This window comes from Jiangella alba (assembly GCF_900106035.1).
Taxonomy (GTDB): Bacteria; Actinomycetota; Actinomycetes; order Jiangellales; family Jiangellaceae; genus Jiangella; species Jiangella alba.
Map to the genome: position 1 here is coordinate 2,189,501 of NZ_FNUC01000004.1, position 22,831 is coordinate 2,212,331.

Genomic DNA, 22,831 nt, shown 5'->3' on the forward strand with positions numbered 1-22,831 from the left:
GGGGGCCGATGAAACTGCGCACCAATAGCGTCAGCTGGCGCGAGATCGACGGCGAGACGGTCATTCTGGACCTCTCGTCGTCCACCTACTTGAAGACCAATGCCGCGGGCTCGACCATCATGCGGCTGCTGGCCGAGGAACGCACCACCGCGGAACTCGCCGACGGCCTCGTCGAGGAGTACGGCATTCCGGCCGAGCAGGCCACGGCGGACACCGAGACCTTCGTCGCGATGCTGCGCGAGCGGAACCTTCTCGAGACCGCCGATTCCTAGTGTCCGTTCCAGCGGCGTTCGGCCGCCGGTCCGGCAGCTCCATCCATCCGCAGAAACGAAAGTGGGGGCTCTGATGGCGTACGAAGCGCCGACGCTCGAGGAGATCGGCTCGGTCCGCGAGCTCACGCTCGCCGCGAGCGGCCGTGGCCGATCCGACCAGGTCCAGTGGTTCCGTTACGACAACGACCCCGGTGGCGTGCTGTCCTGACGCCCCGGCAACCGGGACGGAACGGTCGGAAAGCGGTTGTCCGAGGAAATGTAGGCAAAAGCCTCCAACAATGGCTTCCGGGCGGTACGATCTCGGTCTGTTAGAAGGCAGGGCGTTGGTGGATGCGCTGCCGTTATCGCCTCCGCAGTGAGGCTTCGAGAAGGGGGGCACGGCCATGGCGTATCAGCCACCCGTGTTGGAAGAGGTCGGATCCGTGCGTGAGTTGACACTCGCGCAGGGCGGCCAGGGCTCGTCGGACCAGTTCCTCTGGTTCAAGTGGGGGAACGACAAGCCGCCGGGCGGTGGCGGCCTCTCCTGACGCCGTCAGCCAGAGACACGGCGGAGTCGTCCGGTCACCGGTGACTCCGCCGTGTCTCGCTCGTGGTGTCGGGGGAGCATCGCGTGAATCCACATTCCGCCGCAGCGCGAATGGACGCCGGTTCGGCGCAATCCACGCCGCGCTATTTCCGGCTTTCCGCGTTCGAGATCGCCACGTCCTGGGTGCACGGCTCGTTGTCCGCGCCGCCACCTCCGGAGACGGCCGCGACTCCACGCGAGGCACTGGACGACGCCCTGCGCCCGGCACTGCTGCGCGCGCCGTGCTTCGTCTCGTTCTCCGGCGGGCGTGACTCGTCGGCCATCCTGGCGGCCGCGACGGCACTGGCCCGGCGCGAGGGGCACGCCGACCCCGTCCCCGTCACCGAGATCTACCCGGACGTCCCCGACGCCGACGAGGCGGACTGGCAGCGGCTGGTGGTCGAGCACCTCGGCCTGACCGAGTGGGTGCGGCTGCCGATCCGGGGCGAGAGCGACCTGCTGGGCGACGGCGCCAGGACCAGCCTGCTGCGCCGCGGCGTGCTGTGGCCGCCGCCGTTCCACGTCAAGGACCGGCTGTTCGAGACCGTCACGGGCGGGTCGATCCTCACCGGTGAGGGCGGCGACGAGGTCATCGGGCCGCGCCGCACGACCCCGGTGACGCTGCTGGTGCGCAAGCGCCGCCGGCCCCGTCCGGAACTGCTGGCCGCGACCGCCGCCGCGCTGGCGCCGGGCCCGGTGCGCGCGTTCCGGGTGCGCCGTCAGATGAGCGGCGACGCGCAGCAGCCCTGGCTGCGTCCGGCGGTCGCCCGCCGGCACCGCCGGCTGCTCGCCGCCGACGAGGGGTCCGAGCCGCTGGCGTGGGACCGGTCGCTGTGGTGGGTGCGGCACCGCCGCGCCGTCGACGCCGTCATCGCCAACTACTCCGCGCTGGGCGCCGAGTTCGACGTGGCCGTCGGCCACCCGCTGCTCGACACCGGCTTCCTCGCCGCGCTCACCCGCTTCGGCGGCCGGTGGGGGTTCGCCGGGCGCACCGCGCTGATGCGCATCCTGTTCGCCGACGTGCTGCCCGACGAGATCCTGCGCCGGTCCAGCAAGGCCAGCTTCGACCGCGCCTACATGGGCGAGCCGACGCGCGCGTTCGCCCGCGACTGGGACGGCTCGGGCGTGGACGCCGCACTCGTCGATCCCGAGACGCTACGGGCCGGTTGGCTGTCCGACCGGCCCTCGACCCTGTCCGGCACGCTGCTGCAGCAGGCCTGGCTGGCCGCGCAGCCCAGCCCTCCGCGAGGTGCCGCATGAGGAATCCCCTGACGCTGGTCCGGGCCGTACCGCTGCGCGAGTGGCCGTCCGTCTGGGCGGCCGCCGTCATCGCCGCGACGGTCGAGGTCGGCCTGCGGGTCGCGCGGCTGCCGCGGCTGGCCGCCTGGCTGGGCGCCCCGCTGGGGCTGGAACAGGAGTCGCCGCTGATGCCGGCCGGCGGTGCGACGGCGCGGCTGTCCGCGACCGAGCGGCGGCGGCTGCGCGCCACCTGGCGCGTGCTGCGGCACTGGCCGTTCGGCGACACCTGCCTGCGCCGCGCGCTGGTCGGCGGACACGTGCTGCGCCGCCGGAAGCCGGTGCTGCGGGTCGGCGTCGCCAAGATCGAGGGGCGGATCCAGGCGCACGCCTGGCTGGAGATCGACGGCGTGAGCCTGGACCCGGTCGGTGCGGCCACGTACCGGACGTTCGAGGCGATGGGCGGGACGCGATGAGGACGGAGCGGCAGCTGCTCTACGGACTTCGGGTGGCCTCGGAGGTCCCGCTGCACCAGGAACGGGCCGTCGCGGCGGAGGGGGAGCCGGACGTCGACATCCGGTGGGGCGACCCGGTGCCGCTGACGACGCATGCGCCGGCCGGGCGGGTGCTGGCGCACCTCGAGACCGACCAGCCGTACTACACGTTCACCCAGGTCGCCGACGGCGGCTGGCTGCTGCGGTTCTACCGGACCTGCGACTTCGTCGTCGCGCCGGACGGCCGCTCGGTGCGGGTGCACGTCGTCGAGGGCGCCGACCCGGGCATCGCCGGGATCCTGACCGCCGGCGCGCTGCTGTCGTTCCTCGTGACGATCCGCGGCGACGTCGTGCTGCACGCCAGCGCGGTACAGATCGGTGGCGGCGCGGTCGCGTTCGTCGGCCGCTCGGGCATGGGCAAGTCGACGATGGCGACCTTGATGTGCGCGGCCGGCGGCGAGCTGATCACCGACGACGTCCTGCGCCTGGACGACGACGGTGACGGGCGGCCGGTCTGCCGGCTGGGGGCGACGGAGCTGCGGTTGCGCAAGTCCGCCGCCGAGCTGGTCGAGCAGTTCGCCGTCGCACCGTCCAGCCGGCTCACCAGTGACGCCCGCGACGCCCTCAGCGTGGCGGCGTCGCGGGCCGACCGGGTGCCGCTGGCCGGGATCGTGTTCCCGCTGCCCGACCGGGAGCGCACGTCGATCGAGCTGACCCGCATGGGCGCCATGGACGCGCTGATCACGTTGCTGCGGTTCCCGCGGCTGCTCGGCTGGACCGATCCGGAGATCCTGGACCGGCAGTTCCAGCAGGCGGGCGAGCTGGTCGAGCGGGTCCCGGTGTTCGTGGCACACGTGCCGTGGGGCCCGCCGTTCTCGCCGGCGGTCGCGCCGGCCATCGCCGACGCCGTCGGGCTGGGGACGCGGGTGGGCTGAGCGCCGTCAGCCGTGGCGGTACAGCGGCGACGCGCCTGACGTCGCGCCCGAGTGGGCGGCCGGTTCGGCGGGGGCGGCGGTCGCGGTCCCGGTGCCGGCCGCGGCGCGGTGGGCCTGGCCGAGCCAGTCGCTCACCTCGGGCTCGTCGGCCTCGCGGCCGGTCTTGCGCTCGTGGCGGGCGACCTGCTCGCGCAGGTACTCGATCTCTTCGCGGCGGGCCCGCGAGCGGTTCACCCCGGCGACGATCGCCAGGATCCCGAGCATGAGCAACAGTCCCGCGGCGATGCCCGCGGCGAAGACGCCCCAGACCGGCGAGTCGAGATCGACGTCGAACGCGCTGAGCGTGACGCTGTCGCCACCGGCGATGACGGCGACGATCACCGCTGCGGCGGCAGCGACGATGAGGATCAGTCCGAGCACGATCATGCCGGATCCTTTCGGGTGGCAGGCGACGTGTCAGTAGTCAACTCTTCCCGCGCCCACATCGGGGCAAACCCGGCACATCCCTACTCGGTCTCGCGCATGATGTCGAGGTCGACCGGCCCGTCGATGCCGTCGACCCGGGCGAAGGTGTTGACCTGCCAGACGTGCCAGCGGTCGTCGGTGGGGCGGCGGAAGAAGCGGTAGTCCCAGAGCCGGCGGTCCAGGCCGTCGCGGACCGGGTAGACGTCGTCCCAGTCCGGACGGACGTAGAACAGCAGGTCGCGGTCCCAGGCCCGCTCGACCAGCTGCACGAACGCGTCGACCTCGGCCGCCACCTGATCGGCCGGCGGCCGGTCGCTGCAGTTGCCGGTCAGCTCGAGGTCGATGACCGGCGGCAGCGCGTTGTCGTCGGGCGGGGCGACGGAGAGGAAGTTCTCGGCCTGCGCCGCGCCCGGCGCGCAGAGCGTGAAGAAGTGGTACGCGCCGCGGTCGAGCCCGGCCTGGGCGGCGCCCGCCCAGTTCTCGTCGAACCACTCGTCGACCCAGCCCTGGCCCTCGCTGGCCTTGATGTAGGCGAACTGGATGCCGTCGCGGGCCACGGCGTCCCAGTCGATCTCGTCCTGATGGGCGGAGACGTCGATGCCGTAGCGCTCGCCGTTCTCCAGTGCCGGGCGCCAGTGCGGGACGATGCCGAACCAGAGCACCGCGCCCAGGCCCAGCGCCGCGGCCACCACCACCGAGACGGTGACGATGATGCGACGGCGCATATCCCGTTCCCCCCGATCCATGCCCTTCGTCCGCCACCTTAACGGTCTGAACGGACGTATCGTCAGCACATGGCGCCGGACGTCTGGGCCGAGGGCGACGCCTACGAGGCGTACGTCGGCCGGTGGAGCCGCCGGGTCGCCGCCGCGTTCGTGCCCTGGCTCGACGTCCCCGGCGGCGCGCGGTGGCTCGACGTCGGCTGCGGCACTGGCGCGCTGACCGAGGCCGTACTGACGCTGGCCGCGCCCGCCTCCGTCGTCGGCGTCGACCCGTCCGCCGGGTTCCTCGGCACCGCCCGCGAACGGGTGCCGGCCGCCACGTTCGAGGTCGGCGACGCGACGGCGCTGCCGGTCGCCGACGGCGCCGCCGATGCCGTGATCAGCGGGCTGGTGCTGAACTTCGTCCCCGACGCGCCCGCGGCCGCGGCGGAGTTCGTCCGGGCGGCCGCGCCGGGCGCCGTCGTGGCGGCGTACGTGTGGGACTACGCCGACGGGATGCAGCTCATGCGGCACTTCTGGGCGGCCGCCGCCGACGTCGACCCCGACGGCGCCGGTCTGGACGAGGGCGTCCGGTTCCCGCTGTGCCGGCCGGAGCCGCTGGTCCACCTGTGGCTGGCGGCCGGCCTGGCCGACGTCGACGTCCGGTCCATCGAGATCCCGACGGCGTTCGCGTCGTTCGACGACTACTGGCGCCCGTTCCTCGGCGGGCAGGGCGCCGCCCCCGGCTACCTGGCCACCCTGCCGCCGTCACGGCAGGACGCGATCCGCGACGCGGTGCGGGCGCGGCTGCCGGTGGCCGCCGACGGCTCGATCGCGCTGACGGCGCGCGCCTGGGCGGTCCGCGGCGTGCGACGCTGACGGAGGACACATGCGGGTGGTCGGTGGGTACGCGGTCGTCGTGACGGACCGGCTGCGCGAATGCCGCGACTTCTACGCCGGCCGGCTCGGCTTCGCCGTCGTGTTCGAGGCCGACTGGTTCGTGCTGCTGGACGCCGGTGGCGTGGCGGTCGCGTTCATGCGTCCGGAGCACCCGTCGGCTCCGCCGTCACCCGGCCCGCACGCGGGCGACGGTGCGTTCCTCACCGTCCAGGTGGCCGACGCCGCGGCCGAGTACGAGACGCTGCGGGCCGGCGGTGCCCGGTTCGCGCTGCCGCTCACCGACGAGCCGTGGGGGCAACGCCGCTTCGGCCTGGTCGACCCGGCCGGGCAGTGGGTGGACGTCGTGGAGCAGACCGAGCCCGAGCCCGGCTGGTGGGATCCGTACCTGGCCTAGCACGGTTCAGGGCGTCCGCCGCGAGTGTCGGCGCCCGCCCGTAGGGTGGGAGGCCCTCCCGGCCGGGCGGGGTCCGGCGTCGCTCAGCGCGACAGCGCGACAGCGCGTGCTCAGCGCGACAGCGCGTCGTCCAGTTCCTTCAGCAGCCGGGCCTTCGGCCGCGCCCCGACCAGCGCCTGCACCGGCTCGCCGTCGACGAAGAGCATGAGGGTGGGCAGGGACATGACGCGGTAGCGTGCGCCGATCTCGGGGTGCTCGTCGTTGTTGATCTTGCGGATGGCGATGGTGCCCTCGAGCTCGCCGGCCAGTTGGTCCAGCATCGGGGCGATCATGTGGCACGGCGGGCACCACTCGGCCCAGAAGTCGACCAGCACGGGGAGGTCGCTGCGCAGCACCTCGTGGTCGAACGTCTCGGTGGTGACGGTGAGCGTCATGCGTGGTCTCCCTGGTGCCGTGCCTGGGCGTCGTCGAGCTTGGCCTGGATGCCGGCGCGGATCGTCGTCAGGCGGTCGAGGTAGCCGTCGACCTCGGCGAGCTTGCGCCGGTACGTCTCGATGGAGTCCGCGCAGGAGTCGCCGGAGGCGTGCCCGGAGCGCAGGCACTCGACGAACGGGCGGGTGTCGTCGAGGCTGAAGCCGATGTCCTGCAGCGTCTGGATCTCGGTGACCAGCCGCAGGTCGTCCTCGTCGTACTCGCGGTAGCCGTTGGGCGCTCGCTGCGCCATCAGCAGGCCCTGTGACTCGTAGAACCGCAGCGCCCGGGTGGTGGTGCCGGCGCGTTGCGCGAGGTCGCCGATTCGCATGCCTCGACGGTAATCCTTGACGCGCGCGTCAAGGCAAGGGGTGCTCGGCCGCCGCCGTCGTGTAGACGTCCAGCAGACGCCGCTCGGCGTCGGCGAGGGCGAGCCGGACGGCGCCGAGGGCGACCGCGTCGTCACCGAGCCGGGACAGCTCCAGCCGGGGCTCCACCAGCGCGCGCCGGCTCAGGTGCCGTCGCAGCCCGGCCAGGATGACGTCGCCGGCCAGCGTGATGCTGCCGCCGATCACGACCAGCGCGGGGTCGATGGCGGAGACGAACGAGGCGAGGCCGCGGGCCAGCCGGGCGCAGGCTTCGTCGACGGCCTGCAGTGCTCGCGGATCACCGGCGGCCGCGGCGACGAGGACGGCGGCGGAGTCGGGGCTCTCGTCGCCGAGGCTGTGCGCGCGGCGCAGGATCGACGCGGTCCCGACGGCGGACTCCAGCGGGCCGAGCCCGTCGGCCTGCGTCCCCTGGGGCTCCTCCTCGAGCTCGAGGAACCCGATCTCGCCGGCCGCCCCGTGCGCACCGCGATGCAGCTGACCGTCGACCAGCACGGCCGCGCCGATGCGGGCGCCCCACTGGACGAGGATCAGGTTCTCGGCGTCGCTGCCGCTGCCGTTCCACCGCTCGGCCATGACCGCGAGGTTGACGTCGTTCTCGACTCGCACGGGGCAGTCGAGACGCTGCCGGATCAGGCTGCCGAGCTCCAGCGAGCTCCATCCGGGCACGGACGGCGCCTGCACGACGGCGCCGCGTTGGTCGTCGACGATGCCGGGCGTGCCGATGCCCACCGCCGCGATGTCCGGCAGCGCCACCGGCACGGCGGCGAGCGCTTGGCGCATCGTCGTCTCGACCTGGTCGAGCAGCTCCGCGTGGGTGCGTGCCGCGGTGACGTCGTGGCGCGCGTGCGCGACGACGGTCCCGCTGAGGTCGGCGACGGCGCAGTAGACCTTGTGTGGTCCGACGTCGATGCCGAGGACGTGCCTGGCGTCGGCGCGGAACCTGAGCACGCGCGCGGGTCGCCCCATGCGCGGCGCATCGATCTCGGGCGCTTCGGTCTCCTCGACCCAGCCGTCGGCCATCAGCGTCGACACCGCCGCCGTGACCGTCGGACGGGACAGGCCGGTCGCCCGGACGAGTTCGGTGACGCGGGCGGTGCCCGCGGCGCGGATGGCGCCGAGGACCGCCGCGCAGTTCATGAGACGTAGGACCTGTGGGCCGCTTCCATGTCCGGTTTGCGTCACTGCCACCCCTTGACACCGCCGTGCCGTACCAACATAGTGATCTTACGCTACATAGTGAGGAAGGCTTCCTTACTAAGTCTAGGCACGGTCCAACGCGAGCCACCAGGCCTGCGGCGGGGCGGCCAGCGACAGCGCGGCGCGACTCCGGAGACGCGCGGCGCTCCGTCGGCTCGGACACACCCCGGCCACGCCTGCTTTCTCGCCCGACGAGCACACCCGTTGCGTAACCGACCGGCATCGGTGCCAGCGGTCGACCGCCCATGGTCCGGATGCGAACCGCGGAGTCCGGATCACGGGGAACAGCACGCCTTCCTTCGGGAAGTCATGACGGCGACCAGCGATCAACACGGCGCTATTTCACATCGACCGGTACCCCGCCCGGGAGGATGCCATGTTGGGCAAGCGATCCGCTTCGTTACTACTGTTCCTGGCTCTGTTGATGTCAGTCATGGTCAGTGCCCCGGCCGCCGCGCAGCCGGCCGGGGCTGCCGAGAACCCCGACGCGACGTTCGCGGAGCTGTCGGCGGCCGACCAGTTCGAGAAGGTGCTGGTGGCACCCGGCATCAACCAGCCGATGAACATGGACATCGCCGACGACGGCCGGGTCTACATGACCAGCCGCGACGGCGTCATCCGCGTGTATGACCCGGACATGGGGCACGCGATGGTGGTGGGTGAGCTGGACGTCTTCGACGACCACCCGCTGCCGCAGAACCCCGACTTCGAGGGGTCGAAGAACCAGGAGGGCGGCCTGCTGGGCCTGGCCCTGGACCCGGACTACGCGACGAACGGCTGGATGTACGTGTACTACACCAGCCGCGCCGAGAACGCGCACTACCTGTCCCGGTTCCACGTCGAGGGCGACCAGCTCGACGTGGCCTCCGAGATCGTCATGCTCAAGGTGCCGTACAACAAGACGAACTGCTGCCACGTCGCCGGTGACGTCGACTTCGACTCGGCCGGCAACCTGTACCTGAGCACCGGCGACGAGTCGCCGCCGGACCTCAACCAGCAGTACTCGCCGCTCGACAGCCGCCCGACGCACTGGTACAACGACGACCGCCGGACCTCCGGCAACACGAACGACCTGCGCGGCAAGGTCCTGCGCATCACGCCGCAGGACGACGGCACGTACACCATCCCGGACGGGAACCTGTTCACCGGCGAGGAGGACGGCGGCGACAAGACCCGGGCGGAGATCTTCGCGATGGGCTTCCGCAACCCGTTCCGCATCTCGCTCGACCCCGCGACCGACCGGCTGCACATCGGCAACTACGGGCCGGACCGGCTGGGCGAGTGGACCGAGCGCGGCCCGTGGGGCTTCGACCAGTACATGGCGACGTCCGAGGCGGCCAACTTCGGCTACCCGTTCTGCATCGGGAACAACTACCCGTACCGGCCGTGGGACTACGCGACCAACCAGCCGCTGGGCGACTTCTACGACTGTGAGAACGGCCCGGTCAACGACTCGCCGAACAACACCGGGCTGGACCAGCTCCCGCCGGTGACGCCGGCGACGATCTACTACCCGCGCAGCTGGGCGGGCTGGCCCGAGTCGTGGGCCGGCTGGCCGGCGCAGGAGATCAACCCGATCCCGGAGCCGTTCCTCAACATGGGCTCCGGCGCGGGCGGGCCGATGTCCGGTCCGGTCTACCGCTACGACGCGGCGCTGCAGTCGGACACCAAGTTCCCCGAGCACTACGACGGGCGCTGGTTCCTGCTCGACTTCCACCGCGGCCACGTGAAGACGGTCTCGCTGGACGCGAACGAACAGGTCGAGGCGATCGACGACTTCATGCCCGGCCAGACCTGGTCCGGCCTGATGGACGGCGAGTTCGGCCCGGACGGTTCGCTGTACGTGCTGGAGGGCGGTGCGTTCGGCAACAGCCCGAACGCCGGCCTGTACCGGGTCGACTACGTGCCCGACACCGGGCCCGGGCAGTGCGTGACCGACGACTTCGCCGGGACCGAACTGGACCGCGAGGCGTGGCCGACGATCGTGCGTGAGAACGCGGCCGGCTACCGGCAGACCGACGGCGCGCTCGAGATCGACATGCTGCAGGGCGACATGATCAGCAACCACCTGAGCGGCAACATCAACACCACCGCGCAGAACATGATCATGACTCCGGTGCCCGAGGGGCGCTGGGAGGCCACGGTCACCGTCGACCTGCCGGCGGAGTCGGTCAGTCATGACCAGGCCGGGTTCATCATCTACTCCGACGACCAGAACTTCACCAAGGCGGCCTACTTCCCGCCCTACGGCACCGCGGTCAACGGCCGGATGGAGTACCTCTTCCACCAGAACGGGGAGATCCGCTATCAAGGCGGGGTCGACAACCCGACCATCACCGATGCGCCGCGGACGCTGCAGCTCCGGCTCAGCGGTGACGGTGAGAACGTGCGGGCCGCCTACTCCCGCGACGGCGTGACCTGGGTCAACGTCGGGCGACCGGCGCCGATCTCGCAGTACGAGGCGCCCCAGTTCGGCTTCTTCGCCGCCCACGGCCCGAACGAGATCACGACGCCGCTGACCGCGACGTTCTCCGACTACTCGCTGTGCGTCCCGGACGAGCCCGCCTGCGCCGCGCCGCAGCCCGACGAGGGCTACCGGTCGCTGTGGGACGGCGCCACGCTGACCGGCTGGAACCAGTCCGGTCCCGGCGGGTTCGAGATCGTCCCGGACGGGGAGCGGGCCGGCTCGTGCGCCCTGGAGTCGATCGGTGACCCCGCCGGCCTGGGGATGCTCTGGCACGAGGAGGAGTTCGAGTCGTACCGGCTGCACGTGGACTTCAAGGCCGTGGCCGTGGACGACAACTCCGGTGTGTTCTTCGGGTTCCCCGACCCCGGTGACGACCCGTTCGTCGCGGTGCGTCAGGGCTACGAGATCCAGATCGACGACACCGGTGGCTCGCCGGGCGCCGCGGACAGGTCCAAGACCGGTTCGATCTACACGTTCCAGGCGCCGACGTCGTTCCCGACGGTCGCCGGCCAGTGGAACGAGATGGAGATCGAGGTCGAGGACCCGATGGTCCGGGTCTGGATCAACGACGTGCTGGTCAACGAGTACGAGAACCCGGAGGGCTCCGGGCGCGACCTCGCCTCCGGCTTCGTCGGCATCCAGAACAACCGCGTGTCGGACAACGTGTTCTTCCGCGACATCTGGATCAAGGAGCTCGGCGACACCCAGTGCCCCGAGCCGCAGACGCCGCCGGCGGGCTTCGTGCCGCTGTACGACGGCGAGACGCTTGAGGGCTGGACCATGGCCGGCCCGGGCGGTTTCGAGATCGACGAGTGCGGGCTGCTCGAGCCGTACGGCGGCATGGGCCTGCTCTGGTACGACCAGCAGACGTTCAAGGACTACGTCATGCGGGTCGACTTCCGGGTCCAGGCGCCGGACGACAACTCCGGCGTGTTCGTCCGGTTCCCCGACCCGCAGGGCGACGCGGGCCGGCCGGTGAACGAGGGCCACGAGGTGCAGATCTACGACGCCACCACCAACCCGATGACCCGGACCGGGGCGATCTACAACTTCGCACCGGCCGAGCCACTGGCCACGAAACCCATCGGTGAGTGGAACACGATGGAGATCGAGGTGATCGGCCAGGAGTACCGCGTCACGCTCAACGGCGTCGAGGTCACCACGTTCACCGGCGACGGCACCCGTCCCCTGGAGGGTTACGTCGGGCTGCAGAACCACTCGTCGGGCCAGGCGGCCGGTGAGAGCGTCGAGTTCCGCAACGTCTGGATCAAGGAGGTCCAGGACGAGCTCACGGTGGACGCCGCGCTGACGCCGCCCGAGCCCGACGGCGCCAACGGCTGGTACGTCTCGCCGGTCACGCTCGGCCTCGAGTCCAACAACGCGGACGCGGAGCTGTTCTGGCGGCCGCGGACGGACGAGACGGAATGGCGCACCTGGACCGAGCCGGTGCTGTTCGACACCGACGGTGTCTACAACATCGACTACAAGGCGGCGGTCCCCGGCAGCGGCGGAGAGCCGGTCGAGAAGGAGATCCTCGTCGGCTCGGGCGGTTTCGGGTTCAGCGAGACCGACTTCAGCGTGGCGCAGGGCGACACCGTCAAATTCCAGTACGTCCCCGGCTACGCACACGACGTCGTGATCGCCGACGCGAACGGCCAGGTGCTGGCGTCGCGTCCGCTCGGCGACGACTGGGAGGACGACCCGTTCTTCTTCGACGCCGCCGAGGTGGGCACGTACTACGTCTACTGCACGCCGCACTCGAACCGGCCCAACCCGGGCGATCCCACGACGTGGGCCGGGATGGTGGCGAAGTTCGAGGTGACGCCGTCCACCGGTCAGCCCCCGGTCGAGACCGGGATCGAGGAGATCGAGTTCCTCATCGACCAGACGGCGCCCACCACCACGGCATCGCTGGCCGGTGAGCAGGCCGGCGACGTCTACACCGGTCCGGTGACGGTGACCCTCGGCGCGCAGGACGCCACGTCCGGTGTCGCCGGGACGCAGTACCGGATGGCGGGCACGGAGGAGCCGGTGGCCTACACCGAGCCGATCACCGTCACCGAGCCCGGCGACCACGTCGTCGAGTTCCGGTCGACGGACGTGGCCGGTCACACCGAGGAGTGGCAGACGGCCGCGTTCACTATCGGCGACGGCGACCCGGGCACGTGCCCGGAGCCGGACCCGCGGGAGACCGTCATGATCGGCGACCTCGACAGCGGCGTGACCAACTACGCCCTTGACGACGGGTGCACGGTCAACGACCTCATCCTCGACGACGACGAATGGGCCGGCCACGGCGCGTTCGTGCGGCACGTCGGGGACGTGACCAGCCAGCTGGTGGCCGACGGCGTGCTCACCGCCAGGGAGCGCAGCGCCATCGTCAACACCGCCGCCCGCAGCGACATCGGACGCCCGGCATCCCACCGGATGTCGTGGTCCATGTCCTGACGCTCGCTGACAGCCGACGTCCGGCGCCGGCCCGCCACCCGCGGGCCGGCGCCGGACCAGGACCCCTCAACCCCTCGAACCACACGGGAGATCTCATGTCGAACCGACTCGGCCGGCTGGCACCGGCCGTGTGCGCGGTCCTGGTGCTCGCCGCCTGCGGCGAGAGTTCCGATCCGCGGGAGAACACCGACGCCGCCGACGGCGACGACGGAGGCGGCAGCAGCGGCGGCCAGGTCACGCTGGTCATGGAGAGCTGGCGCAACGACGACCTCGCCATCTGGGAGGACGTCATCCTGCCCGCGTTCCACGAGCAGCACCCGAACATCCGGGTGACGTTCCAGCCGACGGCGCCGGACGAGTACGACGCCGCGCTCGACGCCAAACTGTCCGGCGGCACCGCGGGCGACCTGATCACCTGCCGGCCGTTCGACGTCTCCCTGCGCCTGTTCGAGGAGGGTCACCTCGCCTCGCTCACCGACCTCGAGGGGATGGACGCCTTCGGCGACGTCGCCCGGGCCGCGTGGTCGACCGACGACGGCTCGGAGTCGTTCTGCGTCCCGATGGCGTCGGTGATCCACGGCTTCCTCTACAACAAGACGGCCTTCGACGAGCTCGGCCTCACGCCGCCGGAGACGGAGGAGCAGTTCCACGAGCTGCTCGGCACGATCGCCGCCGACGGCACGTACGCCCCGCTGGTCATGGGCACCGCCGACCAGTGGGAGGCGGCGACCATGGGCCTGCAGAACATCGGCCCGAACTACTGGAACGGCGAGGAGGGCCGGCAGGCGCTCATCGACGGCGCCGAGCGGTTCGACGACGAGCAGTACGTCGCCGCCTTCACCGAGCTGGCCTCGTGGGCGGAGTTCCTGCCCAGCGGCTACGAGTCGATGACCTACCCCGACGCGCAGAACATGTTCACCCTCGGCCGCGGGGCGATCTTCCCGGCCGGTTCCTGGGAGATCGCGCTCTTCAACGAGCAGGCGGACTTCGAGATGGGGGCGTTCGGCCCGCCGGTGCCGGAGGGCCAGGACACCTGCTACATCAGCGACCACACCGACATCGGCGTCGGCATGAACGCGGCCACCGAGCACCCGGACGAGGTCAGGACGTTCCTGGAGTGGACCACCTCGGCCGAGTTCGCGGACCTGTACGCCAACGAGCTGCCGGGGTTCTTCCCGATGTCCGACCACGACGTCGAGGTCGACGACCCGCTGGCGCAGGAGTTCCTCAGCTGGCGCGACGACTGCGAGTCGACCATCCGCAACTCGTACCAGATCCTCTCGCGCGGTGAGCCCAACCTGGAGAACCAGCTCTGGGACCTCAGCGCGCAGTTGCTGAACGGCACCGTCCAGCCGGCCGATGCCGCCGCCCAGGCCCAGGCGGGCCTGGAGCGCTGGTACGAGCCGCAGCAGTAGGGAGTGCGCATGACCTCGGCGCCTCCCGAGGGGATCGGCATCGACGCCACGGCCGGGAGCACACCGGCCGTGGCGCCGGCGCCCGCCGCCCGCCCGCGTCGCCGGTTCCGCACCCATCTGGTCGTGTTCATCGCGCCGGCGGCGGTGATCTACACGATCTTCATGGTCTACCCGCTGCTCGACTCGCTGCGGCTGAGCCTGTACGCCCCGGTCGACGGCGTCCAGACGTTCGTCGGCCTGGACAACTTCGTCCACCTGCTCTCCGACGACCTGCTCTCCGACGCGTTCTGGAACGCGGTGTGGAACAACCTGGTGTTCTTCGCCGTGCACTTCTTCGTCCAGAACCCGATCGGCCTGCTGCTCGCGGCGCTGCTGGCCGCGCCCACGCTGCGGGGCCGGTCGGCGTACCGCACGCTGCTGTTCATCCCGACGACGCTGAGCGTCGTCATCGTCGGGTTCATCTGGCAGCTGATCATCAGCCCGGTGTGGGGGTTCGTCGAGACACCGCTGCTGGGGCAGTCGAGCACCGCCCTGGTGACGCTCGCGCTGATGTCGGTGTGGCAGTACATCGGCATCCCGATGATCCTCTTCTACGCCGTGCTCATCAGCATCCCGGACGAGCTCATCGAGGCGGCGACGGTCGACGGCGCCGGCGCGTGGTCGACGTTCTGGCGGGTCAAGTTCCCGCTGATCCTGCCCACCGTCGGCATCGTCTCCGTCATCACGTACGTGGCGAACATGAACGCCTTCGACCTGATCTACACCGTCAAGGGCGCCCTGGCCGGTCCGGACTTCGCCTCGGACATCATGGGGACGCTGTTCTTCCGCACCTTCTTCGGCTTCCAGCTCCAGCAGGGCTCCAGCACCATGGGCGCCACCGTCGCCACCATGATGTTCCTGCTCATCCTGGCCGGCGTGCTGGCGTACTTCTACGGCTGGCAGCGACGCATCCAGAGCTACCAACTATGAGGAGCCCAGAGTGAGCGCTGTGAGCACCCCGCCCCGCGGTGTCGCGCGGCCACCGCGGGCGGGCCGGACCTGGCGGGCGCGGGCCGGCGTGGCCGTCCCGCACCTCATCCTGATCGCCTACGTCGTCGTGGCGTGCGGGCCGATCGCGCTGATCGTCATGAACGCGTTCAAGTCCCGCCAGGCGATCTTCGAGGAGCCGTTCGCGTTCCCGACGCCGTCGACGCTGGACCTGGGCGGCTTCGAGACGGTTTTCACCCGGGCCCGGTTCGAGCTGTACTTCCTCAACAGCTTCATCGTCACCGTCAGCACGGTGGTCCTGGTGCTGCTGCTCGGGTCGATGGCGGCGTTCGCCCTGGCCGAGTACCGGTTCGCCGGCATCACCGTCATCTCGCTGTACATGGCGGTGGGGATCATGATCCCGATCCGCCTCGGCACGGTCGGCATCCTCGACCTCATGGTCCGGCTGAACCTGGTGAACTCGCTGGCCGGACTGGTGCTGGTGTACACCGCGATGGGACTGCCACTGGCGGTGTTCGTGCTGACCGCGTTCTTCAAACAGGTGCCCGGTGACCTGAAGGACGCGGCCCGCATCGACGGCGCCAGCGAGTACCGGGTGTACTCGCTGGCCCTGCCGCTGGTGCGGCCGGGCCTGGCCGCCATCGGCGTGTACACCATGCTGCCGATCTGGAACGACCTGTGGTTCCCGCTGATCCTCACCCCGGGCGAGGGCGTCCGCACGGTGACGCTGGGCACGCAGTTGTTCCTCGGGCAGTTCGTCAGCGACTGGAACGCCGTGCTCGCGGTGCTGACGCTGGCGGCGCTGCCGATGCTGGCGCTGTTCATCATCTTCTCGCGGCAGTTCGTCCGCGGCCTGACGTCGGGAGCGATCAAGTGAGCCGGACGCGGATCGGCATCGTCGGGGCCGGCTTCATGGGCTCCGTCCACGCGGCGGCGTGGGCGGCCTGCCCGGACGCCCGGCTGACGGCGGTGCTCGGCGGCTCCGGCCCGCCCACCCGGCTGGCGGACGAGTACGGCATGCGGGTCTGCGCCGGCCTGGACGAGCTGCTCGACCAGGTCGACGTCGTCGACGTCTGCGTGCCCACCGACCTGCACCACGAGGTCACCGTCCGCGCGGCCAAGGCCGGGCGCGCCGTCGTCTGCGAGAAGCCGCTGGCCCGGACGCCCGGCGAGGCGGCGGAGATGGTCGCGGTCTGCCGCGAGGCCGGCGTGGCGCTGCTGCCCGCCCACGTCGTGCGGTTCTTCCCCGAGTACGCGGCGGCGAAGACGGCGGTCGACGCTGGCGCCGTCGGCGAGCCGGCCGTGGTCCGGCTGACCCGCGCGTCGTTCCAGCCCCCGGATGGCTGGTACCTCGACGAGGCGCGCTCGGGCGGGCTGCACCTCGACCTGATGGTGCACGACCTCGACTACGCCCGCTGGGTCGCCGGCGAGGTCGTGGGCGTGCACGCGCGCAGCCTCCGGGCCGTCCGTCCGGACGCCGGCACCGACCACGTCCTGGCGATCCTGCGGCACGCGCCGGGCGCCATCAGCCACGTCGAGGCGTCGTGGGCGCACCCGCCGCCGACGTTTCGCACCCGCGCCGAGATCGCCGGGACCGCTGGCCTGCTCGAGCTCGACTCCGACCGCAGCGCGCCGGTGCGGCCGAACCTGCGGGCCGGGTCCGCGGCGGGGCCGATGCCGCTGCCGTCCAGCCCGCTCGCCGAGTCGCCCTACACGATCCAGCTGCGGCACTTCCTCGACGTCGTCCGCGGCGTCGCGGCGCCGAGCGTGACCGCCGACGACGCACTCGCCGCGGTGCGCATCGCGACGGCGATCGGGCGGTCGATCGCCACCGGCCGGCCCGTGGACGTGGAGGTGGCCGCATGAGAGTCGGGTTCCTGTCCACCGCGCACGTGCACGTCGACGCGTACGTCGGCAACGTCCGGGCCGCCGGGGCCGAGGCGACCGGCGTCACCGACGACGACGCCGAGCGCGGCGCCCGCTGGGCCGACGCGCACGGGGTGCCGTGGTTCTCCTCGCCCGAGCGGCTGCTCGACACCGTCGACGCCGTCGTCGTCGGGTCCGAGACGGTGCACCACCGCCGCCTCGTGGAGCAGGCCGCGGCGGCCGGCGTCGCCGTCCTCTGCGAGAAGCCGCTCGCCACGAACGAGGACGACGCCCGCGCCATCGTCGACGTGTGCGCCGCGGCGGGCGTGCCACTGATGACGGCGTTCCCGATGCGGTTCAGCCCGCCGTTGCGCGAGTGCGCGGCGCTGCTCGCCGACGGCGCGCTCGGCCGGGTCTACGCCTGCACCGGCACCAACCAGAGCGTGCTGCCCACGAGGCACGGCGCCTGGTTCGCCGACCCCGTGCTGGCCGGCGGGGGCGCCGTCATGGACCACGTGGTGCACCTGGCCGACGTCCTGCGCTGGTACCTGGGCGAGGATCCGGTCGAGGTGTACGCGGCCACCAACCGGGTCCTGCACCGCGACACCGTGGCCGTCGAGACCGGGGCGCTGGTCATGCTCGGCTACCCGGGCGGCGTGTTCGCGACCATCGACTCCAGCTGGAGCCGTCCGGAGGGGTATCCCACCTGGGGCGGGCTCACCCTCGAGCTGGTCGGCGAGCACGGCACGATCGCGGTCGACCCCTTCAGCCAGCACCTCACCGTGCACCGCGCGCCGCCGGGACGGCTGGACTGGCCGGCCTGGGGATCGGACGCCAACCAGGCCATGATCGAGGAGTTCCTCGACGCGGCCCGCCACCGGCGCCGTCCGTCCGTCACCGGAGAGGACGGGCTGGCGGCGACGCGGGTGGCGCTGGCGGCCTCGTGGTCCGCCGCCCGCGGCGCGCCGGTCGCGGTGGGCTGAGCTAGGCGTACCCGGCCATCACCGGCGATGTCGCGTGATCGGCACGGTGACGTCTCCGTCGTCTCGGTGCCGCCGTGTCGCCCGTCCCGTCCCGCCCCGGGCCGGGCCGTCCGGACGGGGCGGCGACAGGCGATGATCTCCGACGCGTGCTGGCACCGGCGCCACCATGTGCCGTCATGTCAACACAATGCTGACGACGACCGGCCCCACCGCCCGGGAGCTGACCGAAACCATCCACCTTTTCAGTCGTCATAGCAGCTCAAAAGGTTGATGATCACAGATGGAGGTCATCACTGGTCGTCACGGTGACGGCGCCGACATCCCTCAGAACGCGGACCAGCTGTCCACAACTCGTCGTCACCCTGAGCGACGGCAGGTCTTCACGCAGAACGGCGGCCAACAACCGGTGCGGTCCCTTTGCAATGGACACCCATACGCACCACCGCGCGGTCTGCCCCCGAGCGGTGCGTATCGGTGTCCATTGCAAAAGAGGCCGAACACCAGCTCGTGGCCGGGAGGCACCAGGCCGGTCGAGCGCCGAACCCGGAGCGCACATCCGAACCGATCGCGTTCAGGTGGGGCGGGCCACTCGACCCTCCGCGGATCGATCGGATTCGGCCCGGGCTACGCCGTCTGCTGGGCCGCGGTGGCGCAGCGGGCCCGGGCGTTGAGCACGGTGAACCCGGTCGGGTGGGCGCTTCCCGTGGGCTCGGGCGCGGGCGGCGGGTCGATCCAGCGGACCTCGGTGAGGCCCCCGTGGCCGTGGATGCGCTGGACGTCGTCGATGTCGTCGTAGACGGCGACCGACTGGACCTCCGAGCAGCACCAGGCGAGGGTGACGCGGCCGGTGGGGTACTGCGTGCCGTAGGCCACCAGGCCGGTGCCGGAGACGCCGGTGAGGTCGTAGCGGCGGTGCAGGCCGAAGCGGCGCGGAAGTGGAGCGGGCTGGCTCACGTGACTCGTTCCCCGTTTCGTTGATCAGGCGTGGCGGCCGGGACCTGGCTGGTCCGACCGGCCGCCACGCCGGCCTGTGGTGCGCGGTCGACGGCCGTTCGGCGCACCCCGATCGCCATGGGCCGTCCCTTCGCACTCTGGTGGAGATGTCACCAGAGTGACACTCCCCACACGATCGTGCAGCGTCACCGCCCGACGTGTGACACGTTGAAACATCGGGAGACACGAGACGCGCGGCAAGTCCGGCATTCGCGACATCTCACCCGGTTTTGGCGGCCAAGGCGCCGTTCTCCGCGGGCCTGTCGATTCACTGATCGAAACCGATGCTGGTCAGCGGCGATGGCCGGAGGCGTGGGGCGCGGCCGGATCCGGCGCGCCCACCTGTCTATCGCGTCCCGCGCGCCCTCGTCGCCCGGAAGGCCGCTCCCGTGACATCGGGCCCGCGACTGTGACGCGCGCGGTGTCAGCGCGACGTTTCGGGGGAGAGGTAGGCGGCGGCCTGCAGGCGGAACAGCTCGGCGTAGTGGCCGTCGCGGGCCATGAGCTCGTCGTGCGAGCCGTGCTCGGTCACCCGGCCGTCGCTCAGGACGTAGATGCGGTCGGCCGTGCGGACCGTGGAGAAGCGGTGCGAGATGAACAGCACCGTCCGGCCGCCGAGCAGGTCGCGCAGCGACTGGAACAACGCGTGCTCGGCCCGCGGGTCCAGCGACGCCGAGGGCTCGTCGAGGATGACGAACGGGGCGTCGCGGAAGAAGGCGCGGGCCAGCGCGACCCGCTGCCACTGGCCCAGCGAGAGGTCGCGGCCGCCCTTGAACATCCGCGACAGCGCGGTGTCCCAGCCCTGCGGGAGGCCCTGGATGACGTCGGCGACGCCGGCCCGGCGGGCGGCCGCCGCGATGGCGTCGATCTCGTCCATGCGGTCGGCGTCGCCGAGGCCGACGTTCTCGCGCGCGGACAGGTGGTAGCGGACGAAGTCCTGGAAGACTACGGCGACCGACCGGCGCAGCCCCGGCCGCGAGTACGTCGCGACGTCGACGCCGTCCCAGCGGATGGTGCCGCCGTCGGGTTCGTACAGCGTCGCCAGCAGCTTGGCCAGCGTCGTCTTGCCGGAGCCGTTCTCGCCGACCAGCGCCACGATCTCGCCGGCGTTCAGCCGGATCGACACGTCGTCCAGGGCCGGCGCCGTGCTGCCCGGGTAGGTGAAGCTGAGGCCGTCGGCGTGCAGGGCGCCGAACGACGCCGGCGCCGGAGCGCCCGACTCGGCCTGCTCCGCCGCCGGCCGCATGGCCACGAAGCGGTCGAGGTCGTCGAGGAACAGCCCCGACTCGAAGATCTGCTGCGCGCCCTTGAACAGGGTGCCGACCTGGGTGGCCAGCAGCCGGATCGCGACGATCGCCGCGCCGGCCTCGGCCAGCGTGACCCGGCCCTGGCCGACCAGCCAGACCAGCGCCAGCAGCGTGGCGGCGAGGAACACGGCCGACGCGAGGTTGCCGGCCACGGCCAGTCGGGTGCGGCGGCGCAGGTGCGCCCGCAGGTCCTCGGTGTACGCGGAGTAGACGGCGTCGAAGCGGGCCCGCAGCGCGCCGGTCAGCCCGTACGCCCGCACCTCCTTCGCCTCGTCGCGGCCGGTCTGCACCAGGCCGAGGTACTGACGCAGCCGCAGCCGCGGCGTCTGCGCGACGGCGAAGTCGAACTCCAGCCGGCTCTCGCGGCGGGTGCTGAAGAACAGCGGGACGCCGGCCAGCAGCAGGATCGGCAGCAGCGCCGGCTCGAAGCTGATGATCGCGATCGACAGCCCGACGCAACCGGCCAGCCCGCCGGCCAGCCCGACCAGACCCTGGGTGAGCTGGTACGGCCGGCTCAGCGCGTTGGTCTGCACCCGCTGCAGCCGGTCGTAGAACTCCGGCGACTCGAACGCCCGCAGCCCCACCGCCCCGGCGACGTCGAGCAGCTGCTGCCAGGTGGAGCGCAGCACCAGCTCGGACAGCAGCCGCTGCTGGTTGGTCTGGATCGCCGACGCGACCGCCACCAGCGCCGTGATGGTGGCCAGCAGCACGACGGGGAACACGACCGGCCCGACCCCGCCGCCGTCGCCGACCACCAGGATCGCGTCGAGCACCGCCTTGACGATCAGCACCTGCGCCGCGATGACGGCCGCACCGAACAGCTGCAGCACCGTCGTGACGACGAACGCGCGCCGGTCCGCGGCCCACGTGAGCCGGATGCTGTGCCCGACCAGCGCGCGCAGCCGGCCCACCGACCGCCGCTGCCGCCGCGCCGACGCCGCGAGGTCCACGTAGTCGTCGCTGGCCGGTGGGTCGTCGTCCGGCGGCGGGGGGACGTCGTCGGTCACCGGCGGCAGGGCGGCGCCGCCGGCCGCGGCCGGCCGGTCCTCGCGCACCGGGCGTCGCGCAGCCGCCTGCGCCGCTCGCGCCCGGGTGCCGGACCGTCCGGCCGCGTGCCGCGCCATCAGGTCGCCGCCCGCGCGTGCGCCTCGACGGCGTCGAGGTACGCGGCCAGCGCCGCCGCGTCGGCCGGCTCGCGCTGCGCGTCGTCGCCGGCCCGCCCACCCGGCCGCAACCGCTCGCCGACGCCGCGCAGCCCACGTCGCCCGATCGCCGACAGCGTCCGCCCGCCGCTGGAGCGCGCCGACCGGGCCACCAGTCGCGGCAGTGACGCCTCCTGCGTCAGTCCCGACACCGGCCGGAACCGGTCGACGGCGCCGGTGACCAGCCGCAGGCCGGCCGAGACACCGAGCCGGCGGTCGAGGTCGCGCGGCAGCGGCGTGCCCAGCAGCGCCCGGGACCTCGCCAGCACGATCGCCACCGCCGGCGCCGCGCCCCAGCCGGCGGCTCGCCGGGCGACCTCGTCCCAGTCGTCCACCTGGCGGGCCAGCTGGTCGGCGTCGAGCAGCCAGAGCATCTTGTGCGCGCCGGTGAGCGCGGCGTGCAGGCACACGTGGACCAGCGAGTCGGCGAGGTCGAGCGTCCACGTGGCGGCGCCGCCGACCGCCCGGCGCACCCGGCGGTCCAGCAGCTCGCCGGTGTCGACGGTGAACTGGCGCCGGGTCTGCTGCATGTTGATCAGCGACCAGTGCAGGTCGACCAGCACGCCACGGGGGCTGACCAGGTGGATCTCGCCCGGAGTCTGGACGTTGTAGAGCATGTCCTGGAAGTCGATGACCTGCCAGTCCGCGGCCGTCAGCCACTCGACCGCGGAGCGTAGCTGCTGCGGCGGCACCAGCACGTCGACGTCGGTGTAGGAGCGCAGCCCGGGCGCGGGATGGGCGTGCTCGGACAGCACCGGTCCCTTGATCGTCACCCACGGCAGCTCGCCGAGCGTGCGGCCGAGATCGTCCAGCACGACGGACGCGGTGAGGTGGCGGATCATCGCGGCGTCGCGGTCGGCCTTCAGCTCGGCGGCGACGGCGGGGTCGGACTCGCGCAGCAGCACGTGGGCGAGCGGCGCCACGCGGTGATGGCGCACGGCGGTGACGAACGCGTCGCGCACCGCGCCGTTGCCGGCCAGCACCGGCGCCTTCGCCCGGCACACCTCGGCCACCGCGGCCGAGACAGCCGCACGATGGCGCGCGGACGCGGTGTTCGTCGGAACGGTCGAGGCGTCAACCGACCCCGCCATGTGGCCCCCCACGGATCAGCCCGCCGGGTCGAACCCCCTCGCGCCCGGTGGAT

General features: G+C 72.0%; 22 protein-coding genes. 14 read left to right on the plus strand and 8 right to left on the minus strand.

Going from position 1 to position 22,831, the window contains the following annotated elements:
- Positions 1-8: 8 nt before the first annotated feature.
- The 6 genes from BLV02_RS28155 to BLV02_RS28170 all read left to right on the plus strand — a co-directional run bounded on the left by BLV02_RS28155 (position 9) and on the right by BLV02_RS28170 (position 3,502).
- Entirely contained in the window at positions 9-272 is a 264-nt protein-coding gene (locus BLV02_RS28155) for a PqqD family protein (protein WP_069112553.1), read from the plus strand.
- Between the two features lie 73 nt (positions 273-345).
- A complete protein-coding gene (locus BLV02_RS35950) occupies positions 346-480 on the plus strand; it encodes a lasso RiPP family leader peptide-containing protein (protein WP_119661185.1) in 135 nt (44 codons plus the stop codon).
- A 175-nt stretch (positions 481-655) separates the two neighbouring features.
- On the plus strand, positions 656-799 hold the full coding sequence (locus tag BLV02_RS35955) for a lasso RiPP family leader peptide-containing protein (protein ID WP_141711665.1): 144 nt from the start codon (positions 656-658) through the stop codon (positions 797-799).
- A gap of 83 nt (positions 800-882) precedes the next feature.
- The gene (locus BLV02_RS28160; protein ID WP_141711666.1) at positions 883-2,097 is read left to right on the plus strand and encodes an asparagine synthase-related protein; all 1,215 of its coding nucleotides are present in this window, start codon (positions 883-885) and stop codon (positions 2,095-2,097) included.
- Positions 2,094-2,549 (plus strand): lasso peptide biosynthesis B2 protein, encoded by a 456-nt coding sequence (locus BLV02_RS28165; protein WP_069112555.1) that lies wholly within the window; start codon positions 2,094-2,096, stop codon positions 2,547-2,549. Before BLV02_RS28160 ends, BLV02_RS28165 begins: the two co-directional genes overlap by 4 nt.
- Positions 2,546-3,502: a hypothetical protein gene (locus BLV02_RS28170; RefSeq protein ID WP_141711667.1), complete on the plus strand. Its 957-nt coding sequence runs from the start codon at positions 2,546-2,548 to the stop codon at positions 3,500-3,502. Before BLV02_RS28165 ends, BLV02_RS28170 begins: the two co-directional genes overlap by 4 nt.
- Before the next feature lie 6 nt (positions 3,503-3,508).
- Here BLV02_RS28170 and BLV02_RS28175 read toward each other — a convergent pair whose 3' ends face one another.
- Both BLV02_RS28175 and BLV02_RS28180 read right to left on the minus strand, forming a co-directional pair.
- Entirely contained in the window at positions 3,509-3,928 is a 420-nt protein-coding gene (locus BLV02_RS28175; RefSeq protein ID WP_069112557.1) for a hypothetical protein, read from the minus strand.
- An 80-nt stretch (positions 3,929-4,008) separates the two neighbouring features.
- Positions 4,009-4,692: a GH25 family lysozyme gene (locus BLV02_RS28180; protein ID WP_083288826.1), complete on the minus strand. Its 684-nt coding sequence runs from the start codon at positions 4,690-4,692 to the stop codon at positions 4,009-4,011.
- Between the two features lie 69 nt (positions 4,693-4,761).
- Here BLV02_RS28180 and BLV02_RS28185 point away from each other — a divergent pair, with 69 nt between their 5' ends.
- Together BLV02_RS28185 and BLV02_RS28190 are read left to right on the plus strand one after the other, a co-directional pair.
- Positions 4,762-5,547, plus strand: coding sequence for a class I SAM-dependent methyltransferase (locus BLV02_RS28185; RefSeq protein ID WP_069112559.1), 786 nt, complete (start codon positions 4,762-4,764; stop codon positions 5,545-5,547).
- A gap of 10 nt (positions 5,548-5,557) precedes the next feature.
- Positions 5,558-5,962, plus strand: a complete 405-nt coding sequence (locus BLV02_RS28190) for a VOC family protein (RefSeq protein ID WP_069112560.1) — start codon at positions 5,558-5,560, stop codon at positions 5,960-5,962.
- Positions 5,963-6,072: 110 nt separating this feature from the next.
- Here BLV02_RS28190 and trxA read toward each other — a convergent pair whose 3' ends face one another.
- From trxA to BLV02_RS28205, 3 genes are read right to left on the minus strand one after another with little or no spacing between them, the layout of a single operon-like run.
- Positions 6,073-6,396, minus strand: a complete 324-nt coding sequence (gene trxA / locus BLV02_RS28195) for a thioredoxin (RefSeq protein ID WP_069112561.1) — start codon at positions 6,394-6,396, stop codon at positions 6,073-6,075.
- Positions 6,393-6,764, minus strand: a complete 372-nt coding sequence (locus BLV02_RS28200; RefSeq protein ID WP_069112562.1) for a MerR family transcriptional regulator — start codon at positions 6,762-6,764, stop codon at positions 6,393-6,395. Before BLV02_RS28200 ends, trxA begins: the two co-directional genes overlap by 4 nt.
- 28 nt (positions 6,765-6,792) lie before the next feature.
- On the minus strand, positions 6,793-7,959 hold the full coding sequence (locus BLV02_RS28205; protein WP_069112563.1) for an ROK family transcriptional regulator: 1,167 nt from the start codon (positions 7,957-7,959) through the stop codon (positions 6,793-6,795).
- Between the two features lie 493 nt (positions 7,960-8,452).
- Between BLV02_RS28205 and BLV02_RS28210 the strand changes: the two genes are divergently transcribed.
- The 6 genes from BLV02_RS28210 (at position 8,453) to BLV02_RS28235 (ending at position 18,185) form a co-directional block, all read left to right on the plus strand.
- Positions 8,453-12,934, plus strand: a complete 4,482-nt coding sequence (locus BLV02_RS28210) for a 3-keto-alpha-glucoside-1,2-lyase-like domain-containing protein (protein ID WP_216094323.1) — start codon at positions 8,453-8,455, stop codon at positions 12,932-12,934.
- 95 nt (positions 12,935-13,029) lie between these two features.
- On the plus strand, positions 13,030-14,349 hold the full coding sequence (locus BLV02_RS28215; protein WP_069112565.1) for an ABC transporter substrate-binding protein: 1,320 nt from the start codon (positions 13,030-13,032) through the stop codon (positions 14,347-14,349).
- Between the two features lie 9 nt (positions 14,350-14,358).
- Positions 14,359-15,318 (plus strand): carbohydrate ABC transporter permease, encoded by a 960-nt coding sequence (locus BLV02_RS28220; RefSeq protein ID WP_069112566.1) that lies wholly within the window; start codon positions 14,359-14,361, stop codon positions 15,316-15,318.
- Between the two features lie 10 nt (positions 15,319-15,328).
- Complete coding sequence (locus tag BLV02_RS28225) at positions 15,329-16,213, plus strand: carbohydrate ABC transporter permease (RefSeq protein WP_069112567.1); 885 nt, start codon at positions 15,329-15,331, stop codon at positions 16,211-16,213.
- Positions 16,210-17,202 carry a Gfo/Idh/MocA family protein gene (locus BLV02_RS28230; protein WP_069112568.1) on the plus strand — a complete coding sequence of 331 codons (993 nt, stop codon included), beginning with the start codon at positions 16,210-16,212 and terminating at the stop codon, positions 17,200-17,202. Before BLV02_RS28225 ends, BLV02_RS28230 begins: the two co-directional genes overlap by 4 nt.
- Entirely contained in the window at positions 17,199-18,185 is a 987-nt protein-coding gene (locus tag BLV02_RS28235) for a Gfo/Idh/MocA family protein (RefSeq protein WP_069112569.1), read from the plus strand. The genes BLV02_RS28230 and BLV02_RS28235 overlap by 4 nt, the downstream gene beginning before the upstream one ends.
- A 624-nt stretch (positions 18,186-18,809) precedes the next feature.
- On the opposite strand, the gene BLV02_RS28240 is transcribed toward BLV02_RS28235, so the two are convergent.
- The 3 genes from BLV02_RS28240 to BLV02_RS28250 all read right to left on the minus strand — a co-directional run bounded on the left by BLV02_RS28240 (position 18,810) and on the right by BLV02_RS28250 (position 22,691).
- Positions 18,810-19,139, minus strand: a complete 330-nt coding sequence (locus BLV02_RS28240; protein WP_069112570.1) for a hypothetical protein — start codon at positions 19,137-19,139, stop codon at positions 18,810-18,812.
- A 463-nt stretch (positions 19,140-19,602) separates the two neighbouring features.
- A complete protein-coding gene (locus BLV02_RS28245) occupies positions 19,603-21,609 on the minus strand; it encodes an ABC transporter ATP-binding protein (protein WP_171906787.1) in 2,007 nt (668 codons plus the stop codon).
- Complete coding sequence (locus tag BLV02_RS28250; RefSeq protein WP_171906788.1) at positions 21,609-22,691, minus strand: nucleotidyltransferase family protein; 1,083 nt, start codon at positions 22,689-22,691, stop codon at positions 21,609-21,611. The genes BLV02_RS28245 and BLV02_RS28250 overlap by 1 nt, the downstream gene beginning before the upstream one ends.
- Between the last annotated feature and the right edge of the window lie 140 nt (positions 22,692-22,831).